This is a genomic window from Streptomyces sp. NPDC004721 (assembly GCF_053601495.1).
In genome coordinates, this window is sequence record NZ_JBSGBZ010000011.1 from 49,161 (window position 1) to 75,642 (window position 26,482).

Below are 26,482 nucleotides of genomic sequence, written 5' to 3' on the forward strand. Positions count from 1 at the left end.
AGGACGAACCCCCGATGACGACGGGCAGTTCGAGCACGAGCAGAACCACCACCGCCGACGGCGGCGGCATCAGCACGTTCAAGGGACAGGAGCGCGCCCTGCGCGCCGACCGCCTCGGCACGGGGGGCCTGCTGCTCTCCGTGCTCGCGGCGACCGCCCCGCTCATGGTGGTCGCGGGTGTCATGCCCACCACATTCGCGGTGATGGGGATCGTCGGACAGCCGCTGCTCTTCGTGGTCCTCGGCACCGTGCTGATCCTCTTCAGCTTCGGGTACGCCGAGATGAGCCGCCACGTCCACAACGCGGGCGCCTTCTACGCCTACATCTCCCGGGGCCTCGGCGGCACGGCGGGCGCCGGCGCGGCGCTCGTCGCCCTCGTCGCCTACAACGCGCTCCAGGCCGGCATCTACGGGATCTTCGGCTTCGAGGTCTCCAACCTGTTCGCCACCTACGCCGACGTCACCGTCGCCTGGTGGATCCCCGCGCTCGCGGCCGCGGCCGTCGTCGGCGCGCTCGGCTGGCTGAAGATCGACGTCAACGCGCGCGTGCTCGGCGTGCTGCTGGTCATCGAGGTCGTACTCGTCGTGATCTTCGACGTGGCGGCGATCGCCGACCCCGCCAAGGAGGGCCTGTCCCTGCACGCCTTCAACCCGGACACCCTCGCCGGCGCCGGCATCGGCACCGCGCTGTGCTTCTGCATCGCGGCCTTCCTCGGCTTCGAGCAGGCCCCGGTGTACGCGGAGGAGACCAGCCGCCCGCACGTCCTGGTCCCGCGCGTGATGTTCCTCGCCGTCGCCGGCGTCGCCGTCTTCTTCGCGGTCAGCAGCTGGGCCCTCACCGTCGCCACCGGCCCCTCGGCGATCATCGGCACGGCGCAGAAGGAGAGCGCCGGGCTGCTGTTCACCCTGACCGAGTCGCGGCTCGGCGGCACCTTCACCGACGTCCTGCACGTCCTGTTCGTCACCGGCATGTTCGCGGCCATGCTGAGCTTCCACAACGTCGTCGCCCGGTACGCCTTCGCCATGGGCCGCGAGGGCCTGCTGCCGGCCGCCTTCGGGCGCACGTCCAGCTCCAGCGGCGCGCCCGCGACCGGATCCCTCTCGCAGACCGTCGTCTCACTGGTCATCGTGATCGCCTTCGCCGTCACCGACGACAAGCCGACCGGCGACCCGACCGCGCCCGTGCTGCACCTGTTCACCTGGTTCGGCAACCTCGGCGCGCTCGGCGTGATCGTGCTGATGGCGGCCGCCAGCGTCTCGGTGATCGTCTTCTTCGTGCGGCGCGGCGCGGCGGCCGCGCAGGCCTGGCGGCTGGTCACCTCCGCCGTGGCCGGCCTGGCCCTGCTGGTGATCGCCACCTACACCGTCAAGGACTTCGACGTCCTGGTCGACGCCGGCCCCGGCTCGGTCCTGAGTCGGGTGCTGCCCGGCATCATCGGCCTCGCCCTCGTCGTCGGCCTGGTCCAGGGCGCCGTACTGCGCTCCCGTCGGCCAGAGGCACACGCCCGCATCGGGCTGGGCAACGAGGCCTTCCAACTGGAGAAGGCCGCGGAGGCGGCGCAGACCGCGGAGACAGCGCCCTGAGCCCCGGGTACGGGAAACAGTGACGGAAGTCTGACGGGCACCCGCGATCCCTGGCCCGCACGGGGGCGCGGGTGTTCGAATGAAGACGTGAACCCCGAACTCCCCGACGAGGAGGGACGGTCCGAGGAGGAAGGCCGCCCCATGGGTCGCCGCATCTTCCTCGCCACCCTCGGCCTCGGCGCCCTCGGCGTGGCCACCGCGCCCACGCTGCAACGCGGCATGGAGGGCCTCCTCGGCGCGGTGTCCGGCAAGGACCCCACCGGTCTGACCGGGCTGCTGCCGAACGGCGGCGGCTTCCGCTACTACTCGGTCGCCGCCTCGGTCCCGCACGAGGACGCCACGGACTACCGCCTCACCGTCGACGGCCTCGTCGACCACCCCGCCGCCTACACGCTGGCCGACCTCAGGGCCATGCCCCGCACCCGCATGGTCCGCGACGTCCAGTGCGTCACCGGCTGGCGGGTGCCCGGCACACCCTTCGAGGGCGTACGGCTCTCCCGGCTGCTCGACGCGGCCGGAGTGCGGGCGGGCGCCAGAGCCGTCCGCTTCACCTGCTTCGACGGCACCTACACCGAGAGCCTCACCCTCGCCCAGGCCCGCCGCCCCGACGTGCTGGTCGCGCTGCGCATGCAGGACAAGGACCTGACCCACGCGCACGGCGGGCCGGTCCGCCTGTACGTGGCCCCCATGTACTTCTACAAGTCGGCCAAGTGGCTCTCCGGCATCACCGTCACCGACCGCGTCGAGCCCGGCTACTGGGAGAAGCTCGGCTACGACGTCGACGCCTGGGTCGGCCGTTCGAACGGACGCACCGATGTCCCTACGAGCTGACACCCCGGCCCCGCCCGGCACCCGCGTCCGCCGCTTCACGCGGGCCGAGCGGTGGGTGCACCGGACCACGGGCGCACTCATGGGCGTGTGCGTGGTGACAGCGGCCTGCCTCTACATCCCCCAGCTCGCCGAACTGGTCGGCCGCCGCGAACTGGTCGTCCGCGTCCACGAGTGCGCGGGCCTCGCCCTGCCCGTACCGGTCCTGCTGGGCCTGGTCTCCCGCGCCTTCCGCGCCGACCTGCGCCGCCTCAACCGCTTCGGCCGGCACGACCGGGTCTGGCTGCGCGCCGCCCTGCGCCGCGACCCCCGGCCCGCCTCCCGCCCGGCCGGAAAGTTCAACGCCGGCCAGAAGGTCTACGCCGCCTGGATCGCGGGCGCCGGCCTGGTCATGCTCGGCACGGGCCTGCTGATGTGGTTCACCCACCTCACCCCGGTGGCCTGGCGCACCAGCGCGACCTTCGTCCACGACTGGCTCGCCCTGACCATCGGTGTCGTCCTGGCCGGCCACATCGGCATGGCCCTCGGCGACCCGGAGGCCCGCCGCGGCCTGCGCACCGGCCTGGTGACCCGCGAGTGGGCGGCCGGGGAACACCCGCTGTGGCGCCCGTAGGCCCATCGGCGGGGGGGGCACGTACGGACGCGGCGGCCGTGACCGGGCGGTGCCCGGCCACGGCCGCCGTCGATGGCGTACCGCTAGATCACCAGGGACAGCAGCAGGACCAGGGCTCCCGCCACCACCGAGATGATCGTCTCCATGACCGACCAGCTCTTGATCGTCTGGCCGACGCTCAGCCCGAAGTACTCCTTCACCAGCCAGAACCCGGCGTCGTTGACATGGCTGAAGAACAGCGAGCCGGCGCCGACGGCCAGCACCAGCAGGGCGGCGTGGGTGGTCGACATGTCGGCCGCGAGCGGGGCGACCAGACCGGCCGCCGAGATGGTCGCCACGGTCGCCGAACCGGTCGCGAGCCGGATCGCCACCGCGATGAGCCAGGCCAGCAGCAGCGCCGGTATCGACCAGTCCTTGGAGATGTCCAGGACCATCTGGCCCACCCCGGCGTCGATCAGCGTCTGCTTGAAGCCGCCGCCCGCGCCCACGATCAGCAGGATGCCGGCGATGGGCATGAGGCCCTTCTCGACGGTCGAGGAGATCCGCTCCTTGCTGAACCCGGCCGGCATCCCCAGCGTGAAGACGCCGACGAGCACGGCGGCGAGCAGCGCGATCATCGGGGAGCCGATGACGTCGAAGACACGCTGGGTCATGTTCGCCGGGTCGTCCACGACGATGTCGACCAGGGCCTTGGCCAGCATCAGCACGACCGGGAGCAGCACCGTTGCCAGCGTGGCGCCGAAGCCCGGACGCCGCTCGAGCTCCTCCGACGGGCGCTGAGGCAGCATCCGGTCCGGAACGGGGACGTCCACCCAGCGGGCCGCGACCTTGGCGAACAGCGGACCGGCGATGATCACCGTCGGTATGGCAACGAGGATGCCGAGCGCCAGCGTCACGCCCAGGTTGGCCTTGACCGCGTCGATGGCGACCAGCGGGCCGGGGTGCGGCGGGATCAGGCCGTGCATCACGGACAGACCGGCCAGCGCCGGCACCCCGATGCGCATCAGGGAGTAGTTGCCGCGCTTGGCCACCATCAGCACGACCGGGATCAGCAGCACGATGCCGACCTCGAAGAACAGCGGCAGACCGATCACGGAGGCGATCAGCACCATCGCCCACGGCATCGCCCGGCCCTTGGCCTTCGCCAGGATCGTGTCGACGACCTGGTCGGCGCCGCCGGAGTCGGCGAGCAGCTTGCCGAGGATCGCGCCGAGGGCGATCAGCACGCCCACGCCGGCGACGGTGGAGCCCAGTCCGGCGGTGAAGCTGGCGATCGCCTTGTCGAGCGGTGCCCCGGCGACCGCGCCGAGCACCAGCGATCCGATGGTCAGGGACAGGAAGGCGTGCAGTTTGAACCTGGTGATGAGCAGGACGATGACGGCGATGCCCGCGAGGACGGCGATGCCGAGCTGGGCGTGGCCGGCCGAGGTGATCGGCGGGGGCGCGTCCGCTGCCAGCATCTCGACGCTGAGTCTGGTCACGGTGTTCCCTTGCAGGTGAAGAGGGACGGTGGGGAGAGGTGTGCCGCAGCCGGCGAGCGTGGGGGAGAAGCGCCGGGGCTCACGGCCGCGGCTCCTCGGAGGGCTGCGTGGAGCTGTCGAGGCCGTCCAGCGCGGCCACCGCGCGTGCGGTGATCTCCTCGGGCGACCCGGAGACGTCGACCACGACGCCCCGTTCGTCCTGCTGGAGCGGCTGCAGCGTGGCGAACTGGGAATCCAGCAGCGCCGTCGGCATGAAGTGACCCTGGCGGTGCGCCATCCGGTCCTCGATGAGCTTCCGGTCGCCCGTCAGGTGCACGAAGACGACGCCGGGAGCCGCGGCCCGCAGCCGGTCGCGGTACGACCGCTTCAGCGCCGAGCTGCTCACCACCCCGCCCAGCCCCGCCCGCCCGTGGGCCCAGGCGCCGATGGCGTCGAGCCACGGCCACCTGTCCTCGTCGCCGAGCGGGATCCCGGCCGTCATCTTGGCGATGTTGGCCTGCGGGTGGAAGTCGTCGCCCTCGGCGTACGGGACGCCGAGCCGGGCGGCGAGCAGGGGACCGATCGTGGTCTTGCCCGTGCCGGCGACGCCCATCACCACGACGACGTGGGGGGTGCGCATCACTGCCTCGCTGTCTTCCTCGACATGGGACGCCGACATCCGGCGTCCGCCACACTGAAACCCATAGGTACGACTAATTCAAGGGTCTGTGACATATAAGTCTGACTTTTTGGGATCGTGATCCGCCCCGTACGCTGAGTGCATGAGCACACCGGGCCGAGGGCTGCACGGCCGCGTACTGGACACCCTCGGCCCCGCCATCACCGCGGGCGAGTATCCGCCGGGCAGCGTGCTGCGCACCGACGAACTGGCGCAGCGCTTCGACGTGTCACGCTCCGTGATGCGCGAGGCGGTCCGTGTCCTGGAGTCCATGCACCTGGTCGCCTCGCGCCGCCGCGTCGGCGTGACCGTGCTCCCCCAGGCCGAGTGGAACGTCTACGACCCGCAGGTCATCCGCTGGCGCCTGGCCGGCGCCGACCGGCCCCGGCAGCTGCGGTCGCTGACCGTGCTGCGCTCCGCCGTCGAACCGGCCGCCGCGGGTCTGGCTGCCCGGCTCGCCACCCCCGAGCAGTGCGCCGAACTCACCGAGTGCGCCCTCGGCATGGTGGCCAACTCACGCGGCCACCACCGGCTCCAGGCGTACCTGGTCCACGACATCGCCTTCCACCGGGTGATCCTCAGCGCCTCCGGGAACGAGATGTTCGCCCGCCTCGGCGACGTCGTCGCCGAGGTCCTGGCGGGCCGCACCCACCACGAGGTCATGTTCGAGGAGCCCGACCCCGCCGCCGTCACCCTCCACGTCCAGCTCGCCGAGGCGGTCCGGGCCCGCGACGCGGACCAGGCCGAGCGGCTGACCCGCGAGATCACCGTCGGGGCCCTCCAGGAACTGGACGTCCTGGCGCCGTAGCCCGGCGCGCCTTCACTGCTCGGGGAAGTCCCCGTCCACGTACACCCACGCCCCGTCGACCCGCTCGAACCGGCTGCGTTCGAGCAGCGAGCCACCCCGGTAGGACGCCCGGAACGTCACCGTCCCGGTGCCGTGGAACGCCGAACCGTCCGTCGCGCCGAGGATCTCCAGCCCCGTCCAGCGCATCCCGGGATCCAGGTCGAGCCGCGCCGGCCGGGTCCGCGGGTGCCAGGTCCGCAGCAGATACCCCGCGTCTCGCCGCACGAAGGCGCAGTACCGCGACCGCATCAGCGCCTCGGCGGTCGGCGCGGCGGCGGCACCACCGTGATAGCGGCCGCAGCACCTCTCGTACGGCTCGGGCAGCCCGCACGGGCAGGAACGCGTGGTCATGCCCCCCATTCTGCCCGCGGCGGCGCACCCGCCCGCCCCCGGTACGTCCGCTTCCCCCGTCGCGGCCGTGCGGCACGGGCGCGACGGGGGCACAGTGGAAGACGGAGGCCACGCCGGGTCACTCGTCGCCTCGACAGTGTGGCCTTGCCTCCCACCGGAGTTGAGGAGACACGGACGATGACTCGACCCGTCGGCAGCCGGCCTCCGTCCGTCAAGGAGTGGCGGCTCAATCTGTATCTGTCCGAACACGATCCGGACACCACGGCCCGGATCGTCCTGGACACCGGCGACAACGTCCTGGAGACCCGGGCGGAGGCCCGCCGCAATCCGTACGACATGGCGGTGCCCGAGATCGGCGACGAACTCGCGGCCGGCCGTGCGCTGATCGCGCTGGGCCGCGAGCTTCTGCGCGCCGCCGCGGGCGACATCGACGCGGTGGGAGCACCGGAGGCGACGCCTCCCGTCCCCCTGTGGACATCGAGGGAGTGAAGGAGCCGAACAGTGCTCTTCACGGACCGTCTCGACGCGGGACGGCGGCTGGCCGCCCGCCTGGAACACCTCACCGGCCAGGACGTCGTGGTGCTCGGTCTGCCCCGTGGCGGCGTCCCCGTGGCCGAGGTCGTCGCGGAGGCGCTCGGCGCCCCGCTGGACGTGTGCCTGGTACGGAAACTGGGCGTGCCCTTCCACCCGGAGCTGGGCATGGGGGCGATCGGCGAGGACGGCGTACGCGTACTCGGCGAGGACGTGCTGCGCGAGGCACGCGTCACACCCGCGGAACTCGCGCGCGTCGAGGAGCGCGAACGCGACGAGCTCCAGCGGCGTGCCGAGCGCTACCGGGGCGAGCGGCCACCGGTCGCGGTCGCGGGCCGGACCGTCGTGGTCGTCGACGACGGCGTGGCCACCGGCTCGACGGCGCGGGCGGCCTGCCGGACGGTACGCGCCCGCGGGGCCGCGCGGACCGTGCTGGCGGTCCCCGTCGCACCGCCGGACTGGACGCACCGGCTCGGCGGCGAGGCCGACGAGCTGGTGTGCCTGGCCACCCCGCCGGACTTCTTCGCGGTCGGCCAGTTCTACGCCGACTTCGCCCAGCTCGACGACGAGGACGTCGTCGCCTGCCTCCGCCGGGCGGCGGGCCGCTCGCACCGGTTCCCCACCGACCGCGAGGTGGAGGTGGCGGCCGGCGCCGTGCGGCTCGGCGGCCATCTGACGGTGCCCCCCGAAGCCGTCGGCATCGTGGTCTTCGCGCACGGAAGCGGCAGCGGACGGCACAGCCCGCGCAACCGCTTCGTCGCCGAGGGCCTGAACCGGGCCGGCCTCGGCACCCTCCTGTTCGACCTGCTCACCGAGGAGGAGGCGCGGGAGCGGGCCAACGTGTTCGACACCACGCTGCTGGCCGCCCGGCTCACCGCGGCCACCGGCTGGCTGCGCGGCCGGCCCGGCGTCGAGCGGATGGCGGTCGGTTACTTCGGCGCCAGCACCGGCGCGGCCGCCGCCCTCTGGGCCGCGGCGGAACCCGGCGCGCACATAGCCGCCGTGGTCTCCCGAGGCGGCCGTCCGGACCTCGCGGGGCCGCGTCTGCCGGACGTGACCGCCCCCACCCTGCTCATCGTCGGCGGCGCCGACACCGTCGTCCTCGACCTCAACCGCCAGGCGCAGGCCCGTCTGCGCTGCGAGAGCCACCTCGGCGTCGTCCCCGGCGCCACCCATCTCTTCGAGGAGCCCGGAGCCCTGGAGACGGTGACCGACCTGGCCCGGGACTGGTTCACGGACCACATGGCGGCGGCGCACGTCTAGCCCTGGTGCGGCGTGCGGTATGCGGCATGCCGCACGCGGTGGGAACGCGAAAAAACGGTGCCGACCGATACTGGTCGACACCGTTTTCCGGTGGTGTCCGAGGGGGGACTTGAACCCCCACGCCCGATAAAGGGCACTAGCACCTCAAGCTAGCGCGTCTGCCATTCCGCCACCCGGACGGGGTGTCTGTCGTGCGGGCCTTCCCGCGGCGACGAAGCAAACATTACCAGGCTTTCGGGCAGGCCCGATCACCCGTCCCGTCCCAGGAGGCCGCGCGCGGGCGAGCCGGGGGCGGGCGGCGGCGGGCGGGGCCCGAGGCTCTCTTGGGGTTGGCGCGGGGGAGGGGGAGGATGACTGGACCACCGGCACACGGGGTGGCCACCAGCACACAGCGGGAGGAAGCAGCGTGAGCGAGACGGGCACGGCCAGGGGCGTCACCGGCGAGGACGAGGTCGTGGACCTCTGCCGCGAACTGATCCAGATCGACACCAGCAACTACGGCGACCACTCGGGACCGGGTGAGCGCAGGGCGGCCGAGTACGTCGCCGAGAAGCTCGCCGAGGTGGGCCTGGAGCCGAAGATCTTCGAGTCGCACCCGGGCCGGGCCTCGACGGTGGCCCGCATCGAGGGCGAGGACCCCTCCCGGCCGGCGCTGCTGATCCACGGCCACACCGACGTCGTACCGGCCAACGCCGACGACTGGACCCACCACCCCTTCTCCGGGGAGGTCGCGGACGGGTGCGTGTGGGGCCGCGGCGCGGTCGACATGAAGGACATGGACGCGATGACGCTGGCGGTCGTGCGCGACCGGCTGCGCAGCGGCCGCAGGCCCCCGCGGGACATCGTGCTCGCCTTCCTCGCCGACGAGGAGGCCGGCGGCACGTACGGCGCCCGGTACCTGGTGGACAACCACCCGGACCTGTTCGAGGGGGTCACCGAGGCGATCAGCGAGGTCGGCGGGTTCTCCTTCACCGTCAGCGAACAGCGGCGGCTGTACCTGATCCAGACGGCCGAGAAGGGCATGCACTGGATGAAGCTGACCGTGGCCGGCACCGCGGGGCACGGCTCGATGATCCACCGGGACAACGCGATCACCGAGCTGTCGGAGGCCGTCGCCCGGCTCGGGCGGCACAGGTTCCCGGTGCGGGTGACCAAGACCACCCGCGCCTTCCTGGACGAACTCGGCGACGCGCTCGGCACCAAGCTCGACCCGGAGGACATGGACGGCACGATCGCGAAGCTCGGCGGCATCGCCAAGCTCATCGGCGCCACCCTGAGCAACACCGCCAACCCCACGCAGCTGGGCGCCGGTTACAAGGTCAACGTCATCCCGGGCGAGGCCACCGCGCACGTCGACGGGCGGTTCCTGCCCGGCTTCGAGGAGGAGTTCCTCGCCGACCTCGACCGGATCCTGGGACCGAAGGTCAAGCGCGAGGACGTGCACTCCGACAAGGCCGTCGAGACCACCTTCGACGGGGCCCTGGTGGAGGCGATGCAGTCCGCGCTGGTGGCCGAGGACCCGGCCGCGAAGGCCATCCCGTACATGCTCTCCGGAGGCACCGACGCCAAGTCCTTCGACGACCTGGGCATCCGGGGCTTCGGCTTCGCGCCGCTGAAGCTGCCGCCGGAGCTGGATTTCGCGGGCATGTTCCACGGCGTGGACGAGCGGGTGCCGGTGGACGGCCTGAAGTTCGGCGTGCGCGTGCTCGACCGGTTCATCGACGCGTCCTGAGTTCCGCCCGCATTCGTCATCAACGGATTGACCCCGGTAATCGACCGGGCGTGCGGGAGTGACCGGAAGGGTGAATGCGACCATAAGCTCGTATCCCGATTAGTTCCTCCTCGTTACAGGTGATGCGATCAGCAACATGAGATCGCCTTTGTCAACGAGGAGGAATAATGATCAAGAAGGTCGTCGCTGCCGCGGTCGCCACTGGTGGACTGGTTCTCGCGGGCGCCGGGATGGCCGCCGCAGACTCGGGCGCCCAGGGTGCTGCCGTGCAGTCCCCGGGCGTCGTTTCCGGCAACGTCATCCAGGTGCCCGTTCACGTGCCGGTGAACGTGTGCGGCAACACGATCTCGGTGATCGGGCTGCTGAACCCCGCCTTCGGCAACACCTGCGTCAACCACTGACGTTGTGCCCCGCCCCGTGAGGGTCTGACTCCACCGACTCCGTGGGGGGTCTGAACCCGTCGGCCCCGGAGCGCCCGCCATGCGCTCCGGGGCCGACCGGTTCATCGGCGCGGTTGCGACGGCGGAATTCCGACGGATGCGACCGCGCGTTCCGGAAGGTTCGAGAAGGTCGAAGGCAGGGATTCAGTAAATGCGACAGGTCACCCGCAAGGGCCTGATGACGGTGGCCGCAGCCACCGGCGTGCTCGCCGCGGCCAGCGGCTACGCCCACGCCGACGCGGGCGCGTCCGGCGCCGCGGCCGGCTCACCGGGCGTGCTGTCCGGCAACACGGTGCAGGTGCCGGTGCACGTACCGGTGAACGTCTGCGGCAACACGATCAACGTCGTCGGTCTGCTCAACCCGGCGGCGGGCAACACCTGCGCCCAGCACGGCGGCAGCTCGTCCGGGAACAACGGAGGCTCCCACGCCGAGGGGCGCACCAGCGGCTCGCCGGGCGTCGGCTCCGGCAACACGGTGCAGGTGCCGGTCGACGTCCCCGTCAACGTCTGCGGCAACAGCGTCGACGTGATCGGTGTGGCCAACCCGGCCATGGGCAACCACTGCGCCAACGGCGGCGGGAGCCGCATCACGCCTCCCGGTGGCGACCGGGAGAACCCGCCCGGCACACCGAGGCACCCGGGCCACCCGGGCCACCCCGGGACCCCGGGGCATCCGAGTACGCCCGGTACGCCCAGTCACCCGGGTACTCCGGGTCAACCCGGCACACCTGGCACCCCCGTTACCCCGGCCACGCCGCCCTCCCCGGGCGGCGGCAGCACCCCCGGTGGTTCGACGCGGGGGAACCAGCCGGAGGCGCAGTCCGTCGCCGCGACCAGCGGCCGTGCGCAGCTCGCCCACACCGGCAGCGAACTGCCGATGGGCACCGTCCTCCCGGTGGGCGCGGGCGCGCTGCTCGCGGGTGCGGTGCTGTACCGCAAGGCACGGGCCTCCGCCAGGTAGCCCGAAATCGGCGATGCGCAGGACAGAGCGGGCCCCGCGTCGGCGGGGCCCGCTGTGGCTCGGTCGGCCGCCTCAGCTCACCACGTGGCGCGCACCTGGCGAATGATCCGCCGGCGCAACCGCACCCTGCGGCTGCCGTCGCGCAGCAGGCTCAGACGGTACAACTCCCAGTGTCCGTACTCGGCGTGGTCCGTCAGCAGACGTGCCGTCTCCTTGCGGGACACCCCGCGCGGGACGTACACGTCGACAAATTCGTATTCCGGCATCGCATCTATTGTGCGGGCTGGGGCCCGGTACGGATAGCGTCTGCACTATGTCTGATGCTGCGCAGCCCACCGCTGCCGAGGTACGCGCCGCCGCCGAGGCGGTCAAGACCGCGCTCGACCGCCACCTGGCCGCGGTCGAACGCAGGTCGGGGGACGAAGACCCGGCCGTCTACGAGGCGTTCAACCAGCTGGCCGCGGCGGCGGAGGCGTACGACGAACTGCTCTACGACCGCTACGACGAGGTCACGCCCTTCGAGATCCCCGGTGACGACTCGCTGCCGCCGTACACGGGTCCCGAGGAGCCGAACGCGATCAGCGTGCTGATCCGCCGCGACTACGCCGTGGCCGAGCCGCAGCGGCTGCTGGCGCAGGCCCAGCGGGTGGAGGCCGCGGACTCCGAGGCCGTCCTGGGCACCGCAGAGGGCGCCTCCGGCACGGTGCACGGGGCGATCGGCGTCCTGTTCGGCGAGTTCGAACCGGACGAGATCGCCTCCCGGCACAAGGAGTTCGGCCTGGAGGAGGGCGACTCCACGTTGTGGGTCACCGCCGCGGACGAGCCCGCCGACCCGGGCGACTGGCTTGACGCCCCCTTCGAGCACGTCGACCCGGAGCGGGTCGTCTGCCGCTTCGACGTCAGCGCGGTCTTCGACGACGAGGACGACGCGCTGGACGACGACCTCGACGAGGAAGACGACCTCGACGAGGACGACTTCAACGCGCCGCTCGACGACGAGGACCTGGAACCGCTGGACGCGAACGACCGTTGACGCCGTGGGCGGACCGGCACTTGCCGGTCCGCCCGCTCGCATGCCGGGCGGATCCGCGGCGGCCGACGCGTGTGTTCCGGGAGTTGTGGGAGTTCCAGGAGTCCCAGAAGTTCTGGGCCGTCAGCCGGCCGTCCGCTCCTGTGTCCCGGGGTCCTGCGCCGGCGGCTGGAGCAGGGCGGGCAGACGGGTCGTACGGGGCCTGGCCGGGATCTCGGCGACGGCACGGGGCAGCGCTTGCTCCACGCCGTGCACCACGGACAGATGCCGGGCGGCCCGGCTGAACGCCGTGTAGACCCACGGGCGGCTGAGCGCCTGCGCCGCGTCGCCGGGCAGCACGACGACCACCGCGGGCCACCGGCCGCCCACGGCCTGGTGCGCGGTCAGCGCCCACCCGTGCCGCAGCTGCGTCTCCACCCGCTCCTTCGGGACCACCACGTGGGCGCCCGAGCAGGACAGGTGCAGCCCCTCGGCGTCGGCCTTCACCACCTGACCGGGCAGCGTACGGCCCGGAGCGGGGGAGTAGGCGATCCGGTCGCCGGGGTCGAAACCGCCGAAGCGGCCGGGGCCCGGGTTGAGCCGCTCCTTCAGCGCCGCGTTCAGCGCACGCGTGCCGGCCGCGCCGCCGTGACCTGGGGTGATCACCACGGTCTGCTCGGCCGGGACGCCGATCGCCCGCGGCACCGAGTCCGCGACGAGCTGCACGGTCCGGTGCACGGCCTCGCCCGCGTCCCGCACCGGGACGATCACGACCTCCTTGCCGGGCGCCGCCACCTGGTTCAGCTCGCCGACACCGATACCGGAGACGAGTTCACCCAGCGGGCCCGGATCCGGCAGACGCGAGGCGATCTGCGGGCACACCCGCGCCGCCAGCAGATCCGCGAACACCCGTCCAGGGCCCACGGACCACAGCACCGCCGGATCCCCGGCCAGCACCAGCCGCGCCCCGTCCGGTAGCGATTCGACCAGCAGCGCCGCCGTCTCCACGTCCAGTTGGGGAGCGTCGAGCACGACGAGGAGGTCCAGCGCGAGCGAACCGTCCTCGTCCCGGCCGGGGCCCTCGGCGCCGGACAGCAGTCCGGCCACCGTGGCCACGGGGGGCGCGGGCGCCTCCGAGGGCTCCTGCTCCCGCGGGAGCCGCCGGAGGAGCTGCCCGAAGCCGTCCCGGCCGAGCGGGCTGTGGGCGGCGGCCCAGGCGCGCAGCCCGAGGCGACCCGCCTCGCCCAGCAGCCGTGCGGGCTCGACGCGGGACGCCTCCCCGCCGGTGTGCAGCACCAGTCCGTGCCCGGCGACGGCGCGGAGCAACTCGGCGGCGGAGCCCTCGGCGGAGGCGGCGGCCCGCTCCCAGTCCGACGCGGAACCGCCTTCCTTCGGCGCGGAGTTGATCAGGCGTGCGAGTCCGTCGGCCAGACTCTCCTCGGCGAGCGCGTACCGCTCCAGTCCGACGAGGACGCGCACCGGACGCTCGCCGTCCTCGTCCGCCTCCTCGGTGGCCGGGGCGTCGTCCAGGGCGTCCTGGAACACCAGGGCCTCGCCCTCCGCCAGCGTGCCGTTCAGGGCCGCTTCGGGGTCGGGCACCGCCCGCTGGGCCAGGGCGGCGGTCAGGGCCGGGGCTTCCAGGGCCGTGTGCCCGGCCAGGGCGGCCTGCTCCAGCAGCCACACGGTGAACGCCCGGCCGCGGCGCTCGTCGTCAGGGCCGCACTCCGCGCCGAGCAGGGCGCGCGCGAATCCGTCGGCCTGCTCCGGCCGTACGCCGGTGACGTGCAGCAACTGCCAGGGGTCGGCGTGCAGCCGCTCCTCCGCGGCCTCGCCGAGGGCCGCGGCGACCTGGGGGGCGAGCGTCTCCGGGGCGCCGCCTCGGGCCAGCACCCGGCTCACCGCCTGGACGGTCTCCGGCGCCGGCCCGGCGGGCGCGGTGGCGGCCTCGGGTTCCACAGTCCTCGGCCGCGGTGCCGGTTCGGGGGCGGGACGGCGCGGTGCGGGCTCGGGCTCGGCGAAGACGGTGGCCGAGGGCTTCTCACCGCTCTCCACGGCCCGCACGGCGGCCAGCAGGTCGGCCGCCTGGCCGCTGAGCTTGCCGCCGCTCTCGATTGGCCCCTTCCGCTCGGCCTTCCGCTGCTCGATCCGTTCCCGCTCGACCCGCTGAGCCGCCAACTCGGCCTCGGCCTCGGACTTCTCGGCCCCGCCCGGGCCGTCCGAGCCGTCCGAGTCGTCAGAGCCGTCAGAGTCGTCAGAGTCGTCCGAGGGTTCCGCCTCCGCGCCGTCCTCCGGGTCGCTGCCCGCATCCGGAGCGACGCCCCCACCCGAGGCCGCACCGACCTCGGAGGCGCCGCCTTTCGTGCTCGCCGCGCCTTCCGAGGCGCCACCTCGCGAGTCCGTCCGGCCTTCCGAGGTGCCGCCTCCCCGGGCCTCCTCGCCGTCCGAGGTGCCGCCTTCCGCGGCCCCATCGGCTTCCGAGGCGCCACCCCTCGCGCTCCTTCCGGCCCCGGGGGCGTCCCCCTCCGCGGCCGCCCCGCCTTCCGGCGCGCTGTTCCCCGACACCCCGCCGCCCGACGTACCGCCCTCCCCGACCGGGCCGTCGTGGCGGAGGCCGTCGTCCGCCCCGGGGTCCGGGGTGCCAGGCCCCGTCTGTTCCGTGGTCTCCGGCTCCGTGCTCACAGCGTGCTCCAGTCGTGATCGGGATAGCGGTGCACGGGCTCCGACACGTCGTCGAGCGCCCGGCAGATCTCGTCAGGAAGACTAAGCGCCTCCACTGACAGCACCGCCGTGAGCTGCTGCGCGTTGCGGGCACCGACGATCGGCGCCGCCACGCCCGGCCGGTCGCGGACCCAGGCGAGGGCCACCTCGAGCGGGGTCACCGCCAGCCCGTCCGCCGCCGTGGACACCGCGTCCACGATGCGGCCCGCCGTGTCGTCCAGGTACGGCTCGACGAACGGCGCCAGGTGCTCCGAGGCGCCCCGCGAGTCCGGCGGCGTCCCGTTGCGGTACTTGCCGGTCAGCACGCCGCGGCCCAGCGGTGAGGACGGCAGCAGGCCGACGCCCAGGTCCAGCGCGGCGGGCAGCACCTCGCGCTCCACGCCGCGTTGCAGCAGCGAGTACTCCATCTGCGTGCTCGCCAGCCGCGTCCGGGCGCCGGGCGCCGCGAGCTGCCAGGTCGCCGCCTTGGCCAGCTGCCAGCCGCAGAAGTTGGAGACGCCCGCGTAGCGCACCCGGCCGCTGCCGACGGCGAGGTCGACCGCGTGGAGGGTCTCCTCCAACGGCGTGTGCGGGTCGAAGGCGTGGACGTGCCACACGTCGACGTAGTCCGTGCCGAGGCGGGCGAGGGAGGCGTCCAGCGCGGCCAGCAGATGGCCGCGAGAGCCGTCGAAGCGCCGGTCCGGGTCCGGCACGCTGCCCGCCTTGGTCGAGACGACCAGGTCACGGCGGGGCACGAGGCCGTCCATGAGCCGCCCGAGCAGGTACTCGGCCTCTCCGTCGCCGTACACGTCCGCCGTGTCCACGAGGGTGCCGCCCGCCTCCCAGAACACCTTCAGCATGTCCGCGGCGTCGTGCTCGTCGGTGTCCCGGCCCCAGGTGAGGGTGCCGAGGCCGATGCGGGACACGCGCAGGCCCGTACGGCCGAGATGCCTCTGCTCCATGGTCGCCGAGATTACTGGCCACGGCAGGTACGTGGGTGACCTGTGGACAACCCGGTCTCCGCCCGCCGGGGCGGCGCCGCGAACCGGCCGTCCCGCAGGTCGTGCACTGCCATGTGCCGCGGGGCCGCGCTAGTGTTCCCCGCACAACGGACGTTACTGATCGGTAAGGGGAACGGCATGCAGCTCGGGATCAACCTCGGCTACTGGGGTGCCGGCATGGACGCGGACAACCTGGCCGTCGCGCAGGAGGCGGACCGGCTCGGATACGCCGTGTGCTGGGCCGCCGAGGCCTACGGCTCGGACGCGGCCACCGTGCTCACCTGGGTCGCCGCGCAGACCGAGCGCATCGACGTGGGCTCGGCCATCTTCCAGATCCCCGCCCGGCAGCCCGCGATGACGGCGATGACGGCCGCCACACTGGACTCGCTGTCCGGCGGCCGCTTCCGGCTCGGCCTCGGCGTCTCCGGACCGCAGGTGTCCGAGGGCTGGTACGGCGTGAAGTTCGACAAGCCGCTGGCCCGCACCCGCGAGTACGTCGAGATCGTCCGCAGGGCGATGACGCGGGAGCGGCTGACGTACGACGGCGACCACTGGACGCTGCCCCTGCCGGGCGGCCCCGGCAAGCCGATCAAGCTCACCGTGCACCCGCAGCGCGAGCACATCCCGCTCTACATCGCCGCCATCGGCCCGAAGAACCTGGAGCAGACCGGCGAGATCGCCGACGGGGCGCTGCTCATCTTCCCCTCCGCCGACCACCTCGAGGAGACGGCGGTCAAGTACCTGCGCGCGGGCCGCGAGAAGGCCGGCATGACCCTGGACGGCTTCGACGTCTGCCCGACCCTGCCGCTGGCCGTCGGCGACGACAAGGACGTGCCCCGCCTCGCCGACACCTTCCGCCCCTACACCGCGCTGTACGTCGGCGGCATGGGCAGCCGCAAGCAGAACTTCTACAACCAACTCGCCTGCCGCATGGGCTACGAGAAGGAGGCCGCCGAGATCCAGGACAAGTACCTGTCCGGCGACAAGCAGGGCGCCGCGGCCGCCGTACCGCAGCAGCTCATCGACCAGACCACACTGCTCGGCTCCGTCGACCGGATCGCGGACCGCATGAAGGCCTACGCGGCGGCCGGGGTGACCACGCTGACCCTTGCCCCCGCGGGCTTCACGCTGGAGGAGCGGCTGGCCTCGCTACGGGCCGGAACCGAGGCCCTGGAGCGCGCCGGGCTGGCGTGAGGGCTGGCGTGACCGCCCGCCGCGACACGGCAGGCGGCGGGCGGTACGTTCGTGGCTTTTCGCGGCCGTGGTGGGGGCTCGGGGGTCTTCCCCGCCACGGCCGTCACGGAGAACAACGCGCCCGCCGCCGCGCGGTTACGCCCGTGTCCGGCCCCGTTCCGGTCGCCCCGCCGCCCGACGCGCGCTCCTCCGTTCGGCGCAGTGCGCCCGCACCCCTGTTGCGGCACCCGCGCGGTCGCATTTGACTCGTGCTGCGCGGCAGTCAGGCAGGGAGGTGGCCCGCGGTGCTTTCGCCCAGAAGCCTGTTCCAGGAGATCGTCGACCACGACGAGTCCTTCCGGCTGTTCTGCTCCATCGCGGCCGGCGGGGAGGCGCAGGGCGGCTGGGAGAACGGCCGGATCGCGGCGCTCGTACCGCCGGGCGAGCGCGGCCTCGCCCCGAAGATCGCCCGTCACGGGGCGGACGAGGACAAGCACGGCCGGATCTTCCGCGCCCTGCTGCGCAAGCGCGGTCTGGAACCCGTGCCGGTGCCCCCGGAGACGGACTACACGATGCTCCTGGAACGGCGGGGCATCGGACTCCCGCACGACCGGCTCCGCACTGACGAGCCGCTCACCGTGGAGGACCTCGTCGTCTACCTGGCCCACAGCCGGGTCACCGAACAGCGCGCCTGCGAGCAGATGAGGCTGCTGTGCAGGCACTTCGGCGACCACCCCGGCATCGGGCGGGCATTGCGGATGATCGCCGACGACGAGGACAACCACCTCGCCTACTGCCACGAGGAACTGCTGCGCCTCGCCGCCGCGGGGTACGGCCGGACCATCCAGTGGACGCTGCACGCGTGCGCGCTCGCCGAGATCCGCGTCCACCGCGACGTCAGCCTCGCGGTCATGTCCCGGATGGGTCGCATCCTCGGCTGGTCCGCGGCCAGGTCGGCGCTCCTCGCGGCCGGCATCCACGCCGTGTACGCCTACGAGCGGCTGGTGGGCCGGCGCCGGATGGTGACCCTGCGCACGCCCGAGCGCCGCGACGCCCTCGGCGGGCCCGCCGCCCCGGCGCCCGGGTTCGCCTGACGGGCGACGCGGGACCTACAGCCAGCCCCGCCGCTTGAACAGCCGGTACAGCAGCATCTCCAGAGCGGCCATTAGCAGGATCACCGCCGGGTAGGACCAGAGCCGGCGCAGCTCCGGCATGTGCGCGAAGTTCATGCCGTAGATACCGGCGATCATCGTGGGCACCGCGGCCATGGCCGCCCACGCGGAGATCTTCCGCATGTCGTCGTTCTGCTGGACGCCGGTCTGCGCGAGGTGCGCCGACAGGATGTCCGAGACCAGCCGGTCCAGGCTCTCCACCGAGTCGTTGACCCGGGTCAGATGGTCGCTGACGTCCCGGAAGAAGGGCCGCGCCTTGTCGTCCACGAAGGGCACGGCCGGGGTGAACAGGCTCGTGCCGGTGCCGCCCAAGCGGGACATCGGCAGCGCCAGCGGGCCCGTCGCCCGCCGGAACTCCGTGATCCGGCGTTTGAAGGCATGGATCCGTGAGGCGGAGTTCCGCGAGCCGCCGTCCGGCGCGAAGACCTCCGCCTCCAGCTCCTCCAGGTCCGTCTGGAGCTCGGCGGCCACGTCCAGGTAGTGGTCGACAGCGGTGTCTGCGATGGCGTACAGCACGGAGGTCGGGCCGTGGCCGAGTATCTCCGGCTCCTGTTCGAGACGGCGCCGTACGGCGGCAAGCCCGTCGCTCTCGCCGTGGCGGACCGTCACCACGAACGAGTCGCCCAGGAAGATCATGATCTCGCCGGTGGAGACGGCGTCGCTGCGCGGCTCGTACACCACGGGCTTGAGCACCACGAACAGCGAGTCGTCGTAGACCTCCAGCTTGGGCCGCTGATGCGCCTTCAGGGCGTCCTCGACCGCCAGGGGATGCAGCGCGAACTCCTCGTTGACCAGGTCGAACTCCTCCTCGCTCGGCTCGTGCAGCCCCACCCACACGAAACCCCCGGCGGCCCGCGCCGCGGTGAGGGCGTCGGAGAGGTCGGCGAAGCCCGGTGTGCGGTGGCCGTCACGGTAGACGGCGCAGTCGACGATCACGGAGTGTGTTCTCCCTTCGTCCGGTCGCCACCCGAAGCGGCCGTACGCCTACCCTGGCCGCATGCCCACGCTGATCCTCGTCAGGCACGGACGCTCCACCGCCAACACCGCCGGGCTGCTCGCCGGCTGGACCCCCGGGGTCGCCCTGGACGAACGCGGCACCGCGCAGGCCGCGGCGCTGCCGGGGCGGCTCGACGGACTGCCGATCGCCGAAGTCGTCACCAGTCCGCTGCAGCGCTGCCGGGAAACCGTACGACCGCTGCTGGACGCCCGGCCGGAACTGACCGCGCACACGGACGAGCGGATCGGCGAGTGCCACTACGGCGACTGGTCCGGCCGCAAGCTCGCCGAGCTCAAGGACGAGCCGCTGATGGAGGTGGTGCAGGCGCACCCCTCGGCGGCCGCGTTCCCGGGGGGCGAGTCCATGCGCGCGATGCAGACCCGCGCCGCCGAGGCGGTGCGCGAGTGGAACGCGCGCGTGGAGCGCGACCACGGCGCCGACGCCGTCTACCTGATGTGCTCCCACGGTGACATCATCAAGTCCCTCGTCGCGGACGCGCTCGGCCTTCATCTGGACCTCTTCCAGAGGATCTCCGTCGAACCCTGTTCCGTCACCGCGATCCGCTACACCAGGTTGCGGCCCTTCCTGGTACGGCTCGGCGACACCGGGGACTTCGCGTCCCTGGCGCCGCGCGAGGAGCCCGAAGGCGATGACGCACCGGTCGGGGGCGGCGCGGGCGCACCGTGATCGTCGGCCGCAGTAGGGTGAAGCGGTCGCCCTCGACTTCCCGATTCAGACGTTCTTACGATTCCCATGGAGACAGGACGTGTCCCGTCAGGTGTTCCTCTACGACCCCCCGGACCGCTTCGTGGCCGGCACGGTCGGACTGCCCGGGCGCCGTACGTTCTTCCTCCAGGCCACCGCAGGCCCCCGGGTGACCAGCGTGGCCCTGGAGAAGACCCAGGTCGCCGCGCTCGCCGAGCGCATGGACGAACTGCTGGACGAGGTGCTGCGCCGCAGCGGCGGCAGCGCCGCCGTGCCCGCCATGGCGCCCAGCGAGATCTCCGACACCGGCCCGCTGGACACTCCCATCGAGGAGGAGTTCCGGGTGGGCACCATGGCGCTCGCCTGGGACGGCGAGGAACAGCGCATGATCGTCGAGGCGCAGGCGCTCGTCGAGCTCGACGCGGAGTCCGAGGAGGACCTCGCCGAGGCCGAGGAGCGGCTGCTCCAGGACGAGGAGAACGGTCCTCCGATGCTGCGGGTCCGCCTCACCGGCGCGCAGGCCAGGGCCTTCGCCAAGCGCGCCCTCGACGTCGTCAACGCCGGACGACCGCCGTGCCCGCTGTGCAGCCTCCCGCTCGACCCGGAAGGACACGTATGCCCGCGCCAGAACGGATACCGCCGCGGAGCGTGAAGCCCGGCGCCGAGTCCGCCGAGCTGCTCGCCCAGGGTGAGCTGACCGTGCGCGGCCGCATCCGCGAGGCCTCCAACGCGGCGCTGTTCTGCACGGTCGCGTACGACGGCCTGGAGGCGTCGTGCGTGTACAAGCCGGTCGCCGGGGAGCGGCCGCTGTGGGACTTCCCCGACGGCACCCTCGCCGCCCGTGAGGTGGCGGCGTACGAGGTCTCCGAGGCGACCGGCTGGTCCCTGGTGCCGCCCACCGTGCTGCGCGACGGCCCGTACGGCGAGGGCATGGTCCAACTGTGGGTCGAGGCGACCCCGGAAGCCGAACTGCTCGCGCTGCTGGACGCCGAGGAACCCGGCCCGGGCTGGAAGGCGATCGGCTTCGCCGAGGTCGGCGAGGGGCGCACGGCACTGCTGGTGCACGCCGACGACGAGCGGCTGCGCCGGATGGCCGTGCTGGACGCGGTGATCAACAACGCCGACCGCAAGGGCGGCCACCTGCTGCCGACGCCGGAGGGACACCTCTACGGCATCGACCACGGCGTCACCTTCAACGTCGAGAACAAGCTGCGCACCCTCCTGTGGGGCTGGGCGGGCGAACCGCTCCCGCCGGAGGTCCTGGCCGTCCTCAAGGCCCTGGAGGACACCCTCCGCGACGGCGCGCCCCTCGCTGCCCGGCTGGCCGCCCTGATCACCCCGGCCGAACTCGACGCCACCCGCGCACGCGTGACCACGCTGCTCGCCTCCGGCACACACCCCGAGCCGAGCGGGGAGTGGCCGGCGATCCCATGGCCGCCTGTCTGAGAGCACAGGGGTCAACCGGCCATCCGGGGTGGTCCGGTTCGTAGATGGGACCGCGGTCCGGTTACGCTCATGACATGCATGCCTGGCCCGCTTCCGAAGTCCCCGCCCTGCCTGGTGAGGGCCGCGACCTCAGGATCCACGACACCGCGACCGGTGGCCCGGTCACTCTCGACCCCGGTCCCGTCGCCCGTATCTATGTCTGCGGCATCACGCCGTACGACGCGACCCACATGGGGCACGCGGCGACCTACAACGCGTTCGACCTCGTGCAGCGCGTGTGGCTCGACACCAAGCGCCAGGTGCACTACGTCCAGAACGTGACCGACGTCGACGATCCCCTGCTGGAGCGGGCGCAGCGCGACGACGTCGACTGGGTGGAGCTGGCCGAGCAGGAGACGGCCCTGTTCCGTGAGGACATGACGGCCCTGCGGATGCTGCCGCCCCGGCACTACATCGGCGCCGTGGAGGCCATACCCGGCATCGTCCCGCTGGTCGAGAGACTGCGCGACCTGGGGGCGGCGTACGAGCTCGACGGGGACGTGTACTTCTCCGTCGAGTCCGACCCCCACTTCGGCGAGGTCTCCCGCCTCGACGCGGCGGCCATGCGGCTGCTGTCCGCCGAGCGCGGCGGCGACCCGGACCGCCCGGGCAAGAAGAACCCGCTCGACCCGATGCTGTGGATGGCCGCCCGGGACGGCGAGCCGAGCTGGGACGGGGGCTCCCTCGGCCGCGGCCGGCCCGGCTGGCACATCGAGTGCGTGGCCATCGCCCTGGACCACCTCGGCATGGGCTTCGAGGTGCAGGGCGGCGGCTCCGACCTCGCCTTCCCGCACCACGAGATGGGCGCCTCGCACGCCCAGGTGCTCACCGGCGAGTTCCCGATGGCCAAGGCGTACGTCCACGCCGGCATGGTCGCGCTCGACGGCGAGAAGATGTCGAAGTCCAAGGGCAACCTGGTCTTCGTCTCGCAGCTCAGGCGCGACGGCGTCGACCCCGCCGCCATCCGCCTCGCGCTCCTCGCCCACCACTACCGCTCCGACTGGGGGTGGACCGACCGGGTGCTCCAGGAAGCCGTCGAGCGTCTGGGCCGCTGGCGCGCGGCCGTCTCCCGTCCCGACGGCCCCTCCGCGGACGCGCTCGTCGAGGAGATCCGCGACGCCCTCGCCGACGACCTGAACGCCCCGGCAGCCCTCGCCGCGGTCGACCGCTGGGTGGCCCTCCAGCAGGAGCGCGGCGGCGAGGACATCGGTGCCCCCGGCCTCGTCTCGCGCGCCGTGGACGCCCTCCTGGGCGTGGCTCTCTGACCCATCCGGCCGGACACGGCATCAGGGGCGGTGCGCGTCACGCGCACCGCCCCTGATCCGTTCACTCCTCCGACGGGTCGTTCCCGGCGTCCCCGTCGTCCGACTCCGCCTTCGGCGGTCGCGGTGGCCGGGGCCGGCCGCCGGGGCTGTCCCGCAGATACGAGCCGCCGTCGCCGCCGTCCGCCGTGGCGTGGCCGCCCGGCGACGGGCCGCCGCCGTCCCGGCGCCGCAGATACCGCTCGAACTCGCGGGCGATCGCCTCGCCCGACGCCTCCGGCAGCTCGGCGGTGTCCCGGGCCTCCTCCAGCGTCTGGACGTACTCCGCCACCTCGCTGTCCTCGGCGGCCAGCTGGTCCACGCCCACCTGCCAGGCACGCGCGTCCTCCGGCAGCTCGCCCAGCGGAATGCGCAGGTCCAGCAGGTCCTCCAGACGGTTGAGGAGGGCCAGCGTGGCCTTCGGGTTCGGCGGCTGCGACACATAGTGCGGGACCGCCGCCCACAGCGAGACGGCCGGGACACCCGCGTGCGTGCAGGCCTCCTGGAGGATCCCGACGATGCCCGTCGGCCCCTCGTACTTGGTCTCCTCCAGGTCCATGCGGCGGGCCAGATCCGCGTCCGACGTGGTCCCGCTGATCGGGACCGGCCGCGTGTGCGGGGTGTCGCCGAGCAGGGCGCCCAGGATGACCACCAGCTCCACGCCCAGTTCGTGCGCGAAGCCGAGCAGTTCGTTGCAGAACGAGCGCCAGCGCATGGACGGTTCGATGCCACGGACGAGCACCAGGTCACGCGGCTTCTCCCCGCCGACCCGGACCACCGACAACCTGGTCGTCGGCCAGGTGATCTTGCGCACGCCGCCGTCCATGAACACGGTGGGACGGTTGACCTGGAAGTCGTAGTAGTCCTCGGCGTCCAGCGCCGCGAACACCTCGCCCTTCCACTCCTTCTCCAGATGCGCGACCGCGGTGGAGGCGGCGTCGCCGGCATCGTTCCAGCCCTCGAACGCGGCCACCATGACCGGGTCGATCAGCTCGGGAACCCCCTCGAGCTCGATCACCCAGCGCCTCCTTCCGACGTGCCCTCGCCTGACCCACCAACCTTACGGCGTTCGGCGGGGGCGCCCGCAGCCCCCTTGCACGGGGGAGTGAACGGATCACTGCCCCGTCCGAGTCCTTCGAACACCCATGATCGCCGCCCCCGCGGCCCCGCCCGTCCGCCGGTCCACACCTCCGATGGGTCACCGGGCCGAGCGCAGCCACTGCTCCACGCTCGCGATGTGCACCGTCGCATACGACCGCGCCGCCTCCGCGTCCCGGTCGCGCAGTGCGCCGAGGATCGCGCGGTGCTCGCGCAGGGTGCGGCCGACCGCGTCCCGCCGGGCCAGTCCGCGCCAGACGCGGGCCCGGGTGGTGGGCCCGGACAGCCCGTCGAGCAGGGAGCACAGCACCGAGTTGCCGCAGCCCCGCGCGATGCCCCGGTGGAACTCCAGATCGCAGGCGACCAGCTCCTCCACCGAGGGATCGTCGTCGAGCGCGTCCAACCGGGCGTCGAGCGCGTCCAATTGCTCCTCGCCGATGCGGGACGCCGCCATCGCGGTCGCGGCCGGCTCCAGGATGCGGCGCACCGCCAGGAACTCCAGCACCGTGTCGTCGCGATGGAAGTCCACGACGAAACCCAGTGCCTCCAGCAGCAGTTGGGGATCCAGGCTGGTGACGTAGGTGCCGTCGCCCTGCCGCACGTCCAGGATCCGGATCAGGGACAGCGCCCGCACGGCCTCCCGCAGGGAGTTGCGCGACAGCCCCAGTTCGGCGGCGAGTTCGCTCTCCTTGGGCAGCCGGTCGCCGGGGCGCAGCGCACCGGAGACGATCATCCCCTTGATCTTCTCGATCGCCTCGTCGGTCACCGCCATGACCGGCCTCCCCAGTCCCTTCAGACATCGGATGTCTCGGACCATTATGGAGGTTTCCCGGACCGGCCCGGGAGGAAAACGCACAGCTCAGCGTGGCGGCCGGCACCCTTGCGGGGAGCCGGCCGCGACGCCGTCCCGGCGGCTTTGCTCACTGCCCCTCGGGTTGACTCCGGTCGAGCAGGTCCCGCACCTTCGCCCGTACCCCGTCCGTGGCCAGGCCGCGGATCGTCAGCGTCGTACGCCGGCGCAGCACGTCGTCCGTCGTCTGGGCCCACTCGTGGTCCCGGGCCCAGACGACCTGCGCCCAGATCTCCGGGGCGTCCGGGTGGACCCGCTCGCCGAGCTCCGGGTTCTCGTTGGCCAGCCGGGCGACGTCGAAGGCCAGCGAACCGTAGTGCGTGGCCAGGTGCTTGGCGGTGTCGGCCGCCATGCGCGGACCGGGCGCCGGCCGGTCCACGAGGAGCCGGTGGGCGACCGCCCGCGGGTTGGCGATGCCGGGCAGCGGCAGCCTCTTCGGCAGCGAGGAGATCGGCTCGAAGTCCTCGCCCAGCGGGGCGCTCGGCAGGGACTCCAGCTTCTTCATCACCGTCCGGCCGATGTGCCGGAAGGTGGTCCACTTGCCGCCCGCCACGGACAGCATGCCGCCCCTGCCCTCCGTCACCACCGTCTCGCGCTTGGCCTTGGCCGTGTCCCCGGGGCCGCCCGGCAGCACCCGCAGCCCGGCGAACGCGTACGTGATCAGGTCGCGGTCGAGCTGCCGGCCGCGTACGGAGAAAGCGGCCTCGTCGAGTATCTGGGCGATGTCCTTGTCGTCGACCGCGACATCGGCCGGGTCGCCCTCGTACTCCTCGTCGGTCGTGCCGAGCAGCAGCATGTCCTCCCAGGGAAGGGCGAAGGTGATGCGGTACTTGTCGATCGGCGTGGCCAGCGCGGCCTTCCACGGGGAGGTGCGCTTGAGCACCAGGTGCGCGCCCTTGGACAGGCGGATCGACGGCGCCGCGTTCGGGTCCTCCATCCTGCGCAGGTGGTCGACCCAGGGGCCGGTCGCGTTCAGCACCAGACGGGCGTCCACCCCGAACTCCTCGCCGGACAGCCGGTCCCTCAGCTCGGCGCCGGTGACCCGGCCCCGGGTGAAGCGCAGACCCGTCACCTCGGCGTGGTTGAGGACGACCGCGCCGGACTCGACGGCGGCGCGGACCGTCATCAGCGCCATGCGCGCGTCGTTCATCTGGTCGTCGCCGTAGACGGCCACCGCCCTGAGGTTCTCGGTGCGCAGCTCCGGCACGTCCTGCGCGGCCCTCGCCGGGCTGAGCAGGTGGCCCACGCCGTCGCCGAAGGCGGACAGCGCGGAGTAGGCGAACACGCCCGCCCCGAGCTTCGCAGCGCCGTGCGGCCCGCCCTTGTACACGGGGAGGTAGAAGGTGAGCGGGTTCGCCAGATGGGGAGCCACCTGGCGGGAGACCGCACGGCGCTCGAAGTGGTTCTCCGCCACCAGCTTCACCGCGCCGGTCTGCAGATAGCGCAGACCCCCGTGAAGCAGCTTGGAGGAGGCGGAGGAGGTGGCGCCGGCGAAGTCGCCGGCGTCGACCAGGGCCACCCTGAGACCGGACTGCGCGGCGTGCCAGGCGGTGGAGATGCCCAGGATGCCGCCGCCGATCACGAGGAGGTCGTAGGCCGCCTTCGAGAGCTGCTCCCGGGTCTCGGCACGGCTCGGGTTCGGGCCGAAGGACGGAACCGTACCCAGGGCGGGCACGGACTGCAGGGTGGACTGACCGGTCATCGCT

General features: G+C 72.7%; 26 protein-coding genes and 1 tRNA gene. 16 read left to right on the forward strand and 11 right to left on the reverse strand.

Annotated elements, in window-relative coordinates:
- Positions 1-14: 14 nt before the first annotated feature.
- The 3 genes from ACWEK3_RS12575 (at position 15) to ACWEK3_RS12585 (ending at position 3,024) form a co-directional block, all read left to right on the forward strand.
- Complete coding sequence (locus ACWEK3_RS12575) at positions 15-1,583, forward strand: APC family permease (protein WP_450538728.1); 1,569 nt, start codon at positions 15-17, stop codon at positions 1,581-1,583.
- A gap of 141 nt (positions 1,584-1,724) precedes the next feature.
- Positions 1,725-2,414, forward strand: coding sequence for a molybdopterin-dependent oxidoreductase (locus ACWEK3_RS12580; RefSeq protein WP_365774411.1), 690 nt, complete (start codon positions 1,725-1,727; stop codon positions 2,412-2,414).
- The gene (locus ACWEK3_RS12585; protein WP_450538726.1) at positions 2,398-3,024 is read left to right on the forward strand and encodes a cytochrome b/b6 domain-containing protein; all 627 of its coding nucleotides are present in this window, start codon (positions 2,398-2,400) and stop codon (positions 3,022-3,024) included. The genes ACWEK3_RS12580 and ACWEK3_RS12585 overlap by 17 nt, the downstream gene beginning before the upstream one ends.
- 83 nt (positions 3,025-3,107) lie before the next feature.
- Here ACWEK3_RS12585 and ACWEK3_RS12590 read toward each other — a convergent pair whose 3' ends face one another.
- Both ACWEK3_RS12590 and ACWEK3_RS12595 read right to left on the reverse strand, forming a co-directional pair.
- Positions 3,108-4,505, reverse strand: a complete 1,398-nt coding sequence (locus ACWEK3_RS12590) for a GntT/GntP/DsdX family permease (protein WP_390724451.1) — start codon at positions 4,503-4,505, stop codon at positions 3,108-3,110.
- Positions 4,506-4,584: 79 nt separating this feature from the next.
- Positions 4,585-5,124 carry a gluconokinase gene (locus ACWEK3_RS12595; RefSeq protein ID WP_450538790.1) on the reverse strand — a complete coding sequence of 180 codons (540 nt, stop codon included), beginning with the start codon at positions 5,122-5,124 and terminating at the stop codon, positions 4,585-4,587.
- A gap of 142 nt (positions 5,125-5,266) precedes the next feature.
- Between ACWEK3_RS12595 and ACWEK3_RS12600 the strand changes: the two genes are divergently transcribed.
- Positions 5,267-5,971, forward strand: a complete 705-nt coding sequence (locus ACWEK3_RS12600) for a FadR/GntR family transcriptional regulator (protein ID WP_376549930.1) — start codon at positions 5,267-5,269, stop codon at positions 5,969-5,971.
- A gap of 12 nt (positions 5,972-5,983) precedes the next feature.
- Here ACWEK3_RS12600 and ACWEK3_RS12605 read toward each other — a convergent pair whose 3' ends face one another.
- A complete protein-coding gene (locus tag ACWEK3_RS12605) occupies positions 5,984-6,361 on the reverse strand; it encodes a YchJ family protein (protein ID WP_365774383.1) in 378 nt (125 codons plus the stop codon).
- A gap of 177 nt (positions 6,362-6,538) precedes the next feature.
- Here ACWEK3_RS12605 and ACWEK3_RS12610 point away from each other — a divergent pair, with 177 nt between their 5' ends.
- A complete protein-coding gene (locus ACWEK3_RS12610; protein ID WP_361412877.1) occupies positions 6,539-6,850 on the forward strand; it encodes a dsRBD fold-containing protein in 312 nt (103 codons plus the stop codon).
- Between the two features lie 12 nt (positions 6,851-6,862).
- Complete coding sequence (locus ACWEK3_RS12615) at positions 6,863-8,155, forward strand: phosphoribosyltransferase family protein (RefSeq protein WP_453249659.1); 1,293 nt, start codon at positions 6,863-6,865, stop codon at positions 8,153-8,155.
- A 91-nt stretch (positions 8,156-8,246) separates the two neighbouring features.
- Here the strand turns inward: ACWEK3_RS12615 and ACWEK3_RS12620 are convergent.
- Positions 8,247-8,334: transfer RNA gene (locus ACWEK3_RS12620), tRNA-Leu, on the reverse strand.
- Positions 8,335-8,561: 227 nt separating this feature from the next.
- Between ACWEK3_RS12620 and ACWEK3_RS12625 the strand changes: the two genes are divergently transcribed.
- The 3 genes from ACWEK3_RS12625 to ACWEK3_RS12635 all read left to right on the forward strand — a co-directional run bounded on the left by ACWEK3_RS12625 (position 8,562) and on the right by ACWEK3_RS12635 (position 11,288).
- The gene (locus ACWEK3_RS12625; protein WP_384424511.1) at positions 8,562-9,887 is read left to right on the forward strand and encodes a M20/M25/M40 family metallo-hydrolase; all 1,326 of its coding nucleotides are present in this window, start codon (positions 8,562-8,564) and stop codon (positions 9,885-9,887) included.
- Between the two features lie 167 nt (positions 9,888-10,054).
- A complete protein-coding gene (chpH, locus tag ACWEK3_RS12630) occupies positions 10,055-10,288 on the forward strand; it encodes a chaplin ChpH (protein ID WP_141362476.1) in 234 nt (77 codons plus the stop codon).
- 190 nt (positions 10,289-10,478) lie between these two features.
- On the forward strand, positions 10,479-11,288 hold the full coding sequence (locus ACWEK3_RS12635) for a chaplin family protein (protein WP_453249660.1): 810 nt from the start codon (positions 10,479-10,481) through the stop codon (positions 11,286-11,288).
- Positions 11,289-11,365: 77 nt separating this feature from the next.
- On the opposite strand, the gene ACWEK3_RS12640 is transcribed toward ACWEK3_RS12635, so the two are convergent.
- Positions 11,366-11,554 carry a DUF5703 family protein gene (locus ACWEK3_RS12640; RefSeq protein WP_030244084.1) on the reverse strand — a complete coding sequence of 63 codons (189 nt, stop codon included), beginning with the start codon at positions 11,552-11,554 and terminating at the stop codon, positions 11,366-11,368.
- A gap of 47 nt (positions 11,555-11,601) precedes the next feature.
- Here ACWEK3_RS12640 and ACWEK3_RS12645 point away from each other — a divergent pair, with 47 nt between their 5' ends.
- Positions 11,602-12,321 carry a hypothetical protein gene (locus ACWEK3_RS12645; protein ID WP_453249661.1) on the forward strand — a complete coding sequence of 240 codons (720 nt, stop codon included), beginning with the start codon at positions 11,602-11,604 and terminating at the stop codon, positions 12,319-12,321.
- A gap of 120 nt (positions 12,322-12,441) precedes the next feature.
- On the opposite strand, the gene ACWEK3_RS12650 is transcribed toward ACWEK3_RS12645, so the two are convergent.
- Together ACWEK3_RS12650 and ACWEK3_RS12655 are read right to left on the reverse strand one after the other, a co-directional pair.
- Positions 12,442-14,976 (reverse strand): helix-hairpin-helix domain-containing protein, encoded by a 2,535-nt coding sequence (locus tag ACWEK3_RS12650; protein ID WP_453249662.1) that lies wholly within the window; start codon positions 14,974-14,976, stop codon positions 12,442-12,444.
- The gene (locus ACWEK3_RS12655; RefSeq protein ID WP_361412870.1) at positions 14,973-15,956 is read right to left on the reverse strand and encodes an aldo/keto reductase; all 984 of its coding nucleotides are present in this window, start codon (positions 15,954-15,956) and stop codon (positions 14,973-14,975) included. The genes ACWEK3_RS12650 and ACWEK3_RS12655 overlap by 4 nt, the downstream gene beginning before the upstream one ends.
- Positions 15,957-16,133: 177 nt before the next feature.
- Here ACWEK3_RS12655 and ACWEK3_RS12660 point away from each other — a divergent pair, with 177 nt between their 5' ends.
- Together ACWEK3_RS12660 and ACWEK3_RS12665 are read left to right on the forward strand one after the other, a co-directional pair.
- Positions 16,134-17,189 carry an LLM class F420-dependent oxidoreductase gene (locus ACWEK3_RS12660; RefSeq protein WP_453249663.1) on the forward strand — a complete coding sequence of 352 codons (1,056 nt, stop codon included), beginning with the start codon at positions 16,134-16,136 and terminating at the stop codon, positions 17,187-17,189.
- A gap of 284 nt (positions 17,190-17,473) precedes the next feature.
- Positions 17,474-18,262: a ferritin-like domain-containing protein gene (locus ACWEK3_RS12665; RefSeq protein WP_450538712.1), complete on the forward strand. Its 789-nt coding sequence runs from the start codon at positions 17,474-17,476 to the stop codon at positions 18,260-18,262.
- A gap of 15 nt (positions 18,263-18,277) precedes the next feature.
- Here ACWEK3_RS12665 and ACWEK3_RS12670 read toward each other — a convergent pair whose 3' ends face one another.
- Positions 18,278-19,276, reverse strand: coding sequence for a magnesium and cobalt transport protein CorA (locus ACWEK3_RS12670; RefSeq protein ID WP_453249664.1), 999 nt, complete (start codon positions 19,274-19,276; stop codon positions 18,278-18,280).
- Between the two features lie 61 nt (positions 19,277-19,337).
- Between ACWEK3_RS12670 and ACWEK3_RS12675 the strand changes: the two genes are divergently transcribed.
- The 4 genes from ACWEK3_RS12675 (at position 19,338) to mshC (ending at position 22,792) form a co-directional block, all read left to right on the forward strand.
- The gene (locus ACWEK3_RS12675; RefSeq protein ID WP_225076113.1) at positions 19,338-20,024 is read left to right on the forward strand and encodes a histidine phosphatase family protein; all 687 of its coding nucleotides are present in this window, start codon (positions 19,338-19,340) and stop codon (positions 20,022-20,024) included.
- Between the two features lie 79 nt (positions 20,025-20,103).
- Positions 20,104-20,694: a DUF3090 domain-containing protein gene (locus ACWEK3_RS12680; RefSeq protein WP_361412867.1), complete on the forward strand. Its 591-nt coding sequence runs from the start codon at positions 20,104-20,106 to the stop codon at positions 20,692-20,694.
- Positions 20,658-21,488, forward strand: coding sequence for an SCO1664 family protein (locus ACWEK3_RS12685; protein WP_450538706.1), 831 nt, complete (start codon positions 20,658-20,660; stop codon positions 21,486-21,488). Before ACWEK3_RS12680 ends, ACWEK3_RS12685 begins: the two co-directional genes overlap by 37 nt.
- Positions 21,489-21,562: 74 nt before the next feature.
- Positions 21,563-22,792 (forward strand): cysteine--1-D-myo-inosityl 2-amino-2-deoxy-alpha-D-glucopyranoside ligase, encoded by a 1,230-nt coding sequence (gene mshC / locus ACWEK3_RS12690; protein ID WP_453249665.1) that lies wholly within the window; start codon positions 21,563-21,565, stop codon positions 22,790-22,792.
- A gap of 61 nt (positions 22,793-22,853) precedes the next feature.
- Here the strand turns inward: mshC and ACWEK3_RS12695 are convergent, their stop codons facing one another.
- The 3 genes from ACWEK3_RS12695 to ACWEK3_RS12705 form a co-directional block, all read right to left on the reverse strand.
- Positions 22,854-23,846 carry a PAC2 family protein gene (locus ACWEK3_RS12695; protein WP_453249666.1) on the reverse strand — a complete coding sequence of 331 codons (993 nt, stop codon included), beginning with the start codon at positions 23,844-23,846 and terminating at the stop codon, positions 22,854-22,856.
- A 180-nt stretch (positions 23,847-24,026) separates the two neighbouring features.
- Complete coding sequence (locus ACWEK3_RS12700) at positions 24,027-24,698, reverse strand: FadR/GntR family transcriptional regulator (RefSeq protein WP_450538701.1); 672 nt, start codon at positions 24,696-24,698, stop codon at positions 24,027-24,029.
- Between the two features lie 148 nt (positions 24,699-24,846).
- A complete protein-coding gene (locus ACWEK3_RS12705; protein WP_450538699.1) occupies positions 24,847-26,478 on the reverse strand; it encodes an FAD-dependent oxidoreductase in 1,632 nt (543 codons plus the stop codon).
- Positions 26,479-26,482 lie beyond the last annotated feature (4 nt).

Bases quoted from the DNA above. Each gene is read 5' to 3' on its own strand.
- ACWEK3_RS12580 (WP_365774411.1), top strand. From the start codon at position 1,725: ATGGGTCGCCGCATCTTCCTCGCCACCCTCGGCCTCGGCGCCCTCGGC.
- ACWEK3_RS12640 (WP_030244084.1), bottom strand. From the start codon at position 11,554: ATGCCGGAATACGAATTTGTCGACGTGTACGTCCCGCGCGGGGTGTCC.
- ACWEK3_RS12685 (WP_450538706.1), top strand. From the start codon at position 20,658: ATGCCCGCGCCAGAACGGATACCGCCGCGGAGCGTGAAGCCCGGCGCC.
- ACWEK3_RS12660 (WP_453249663.1), top strand. From the start codon at position 16,134: ATGCAGCTCGGGATCAACCTCGGCTACTGGGGTGCCGGCATGGACGCG.
- ACWEK3_RS12575 (WP_450538728.1), top strand. From the start codon at position 15: ATGACGACGGGCAGTTCGAGCACGAGCAGAACCACCACCGCCGACGGC.
- mshC (WP_453249665.1), top strand. From the start codon at position 21,563: ATGCATGCCTGGCCCGCTTCCGAAGTCCCCGCCCTGCCTGGTGAGGGC.
- ACWEK3_RS12610 (WP_361412877.1), top strand. From the start codon at position 6,539: ATGACTCGACCCGTCGGCAGCCGGCCTCCGTCCGTCAAGGAGTGGCGG.
- ACWEK3_RS12605 (WP_365774383.1), bottom strand. From the start codon at position 6,361: ATGACCACGCGTTCCTGCCCGTGCGGGCTGCCCGAGCCGTACGAGAGG.
- ACWEK3_RS12645 (WP_453249661.1), top strand. From the start codon at position 11,602: ATGTCTGATGCTGCGCAGCCCACCGCTGCCGAGGTACGCGCCGCCGCC.
- ACWEK3_RS12700 (WP_450538701.1), bottom strand. From the start codon at position 24,698: ATGGCGGTGACCGACGAGGCGATCGAGAAGATCAAGGGGATGATCGTC.
- ACWEK3_RS12705 (WP_450538699.1), bottom strand. From the start codon at position 26,478: ATGACCGGTCAGTCCACCCTGCAGTCCGTGCCCGCCCTGGGTACGGTT.
- ACWEK3_RS12675 (WP_225076113.1), top strand. From the start codon at position 19,338: ATGCCCACGCTGATCCTCGTCAGGCACGGACGCTCCACCGCCAACACC.
- chpH (WP_141362476.1), top strand. From the start codon at position 10,055: ATGATCAAGAAGGTCGTCGCTGCCGCGGTCGCCACTGGTGGACTGGTT.
- ACWEK3_RS12655 (WP_361412870.1), bottom strand. From the start codon at position 15,956: ATGGAGCAGAGGCATCTCGGCCGTACGGGCCTGCGCGTGTCCCGCATC.
- ACWEK3_RS12595 (WP_450538790.1), bottom strand. From the start codon at position 5,124: ATGCGCACCCCCCACGTCGTCGTGGTGATGGGCGTCGCCGGCACGGGC.
- ACWEK3_RS12600 (WP_376549930.1), top strand. From the start codon at position 5,267: ATGAGCACACCGGGCCGAGGGCTGCACGGCCGCGTACTGGACACCCTC.
- ACWEK3_RS12585 (WP_450538726.1), top strand. From the start codon at position 2,398: ATGTCCCTACGAGCTGACACCCCGGCCCCGCCCGGCACCCGCGTCCGC.
- ACWEK3_RS12635 (WP_453249660.1), top strand. From the start codon at position 10,479: ATGCGACAGGTCACCCGCAAGGGCCTGATGACGGTGGCCGCAGCCACC.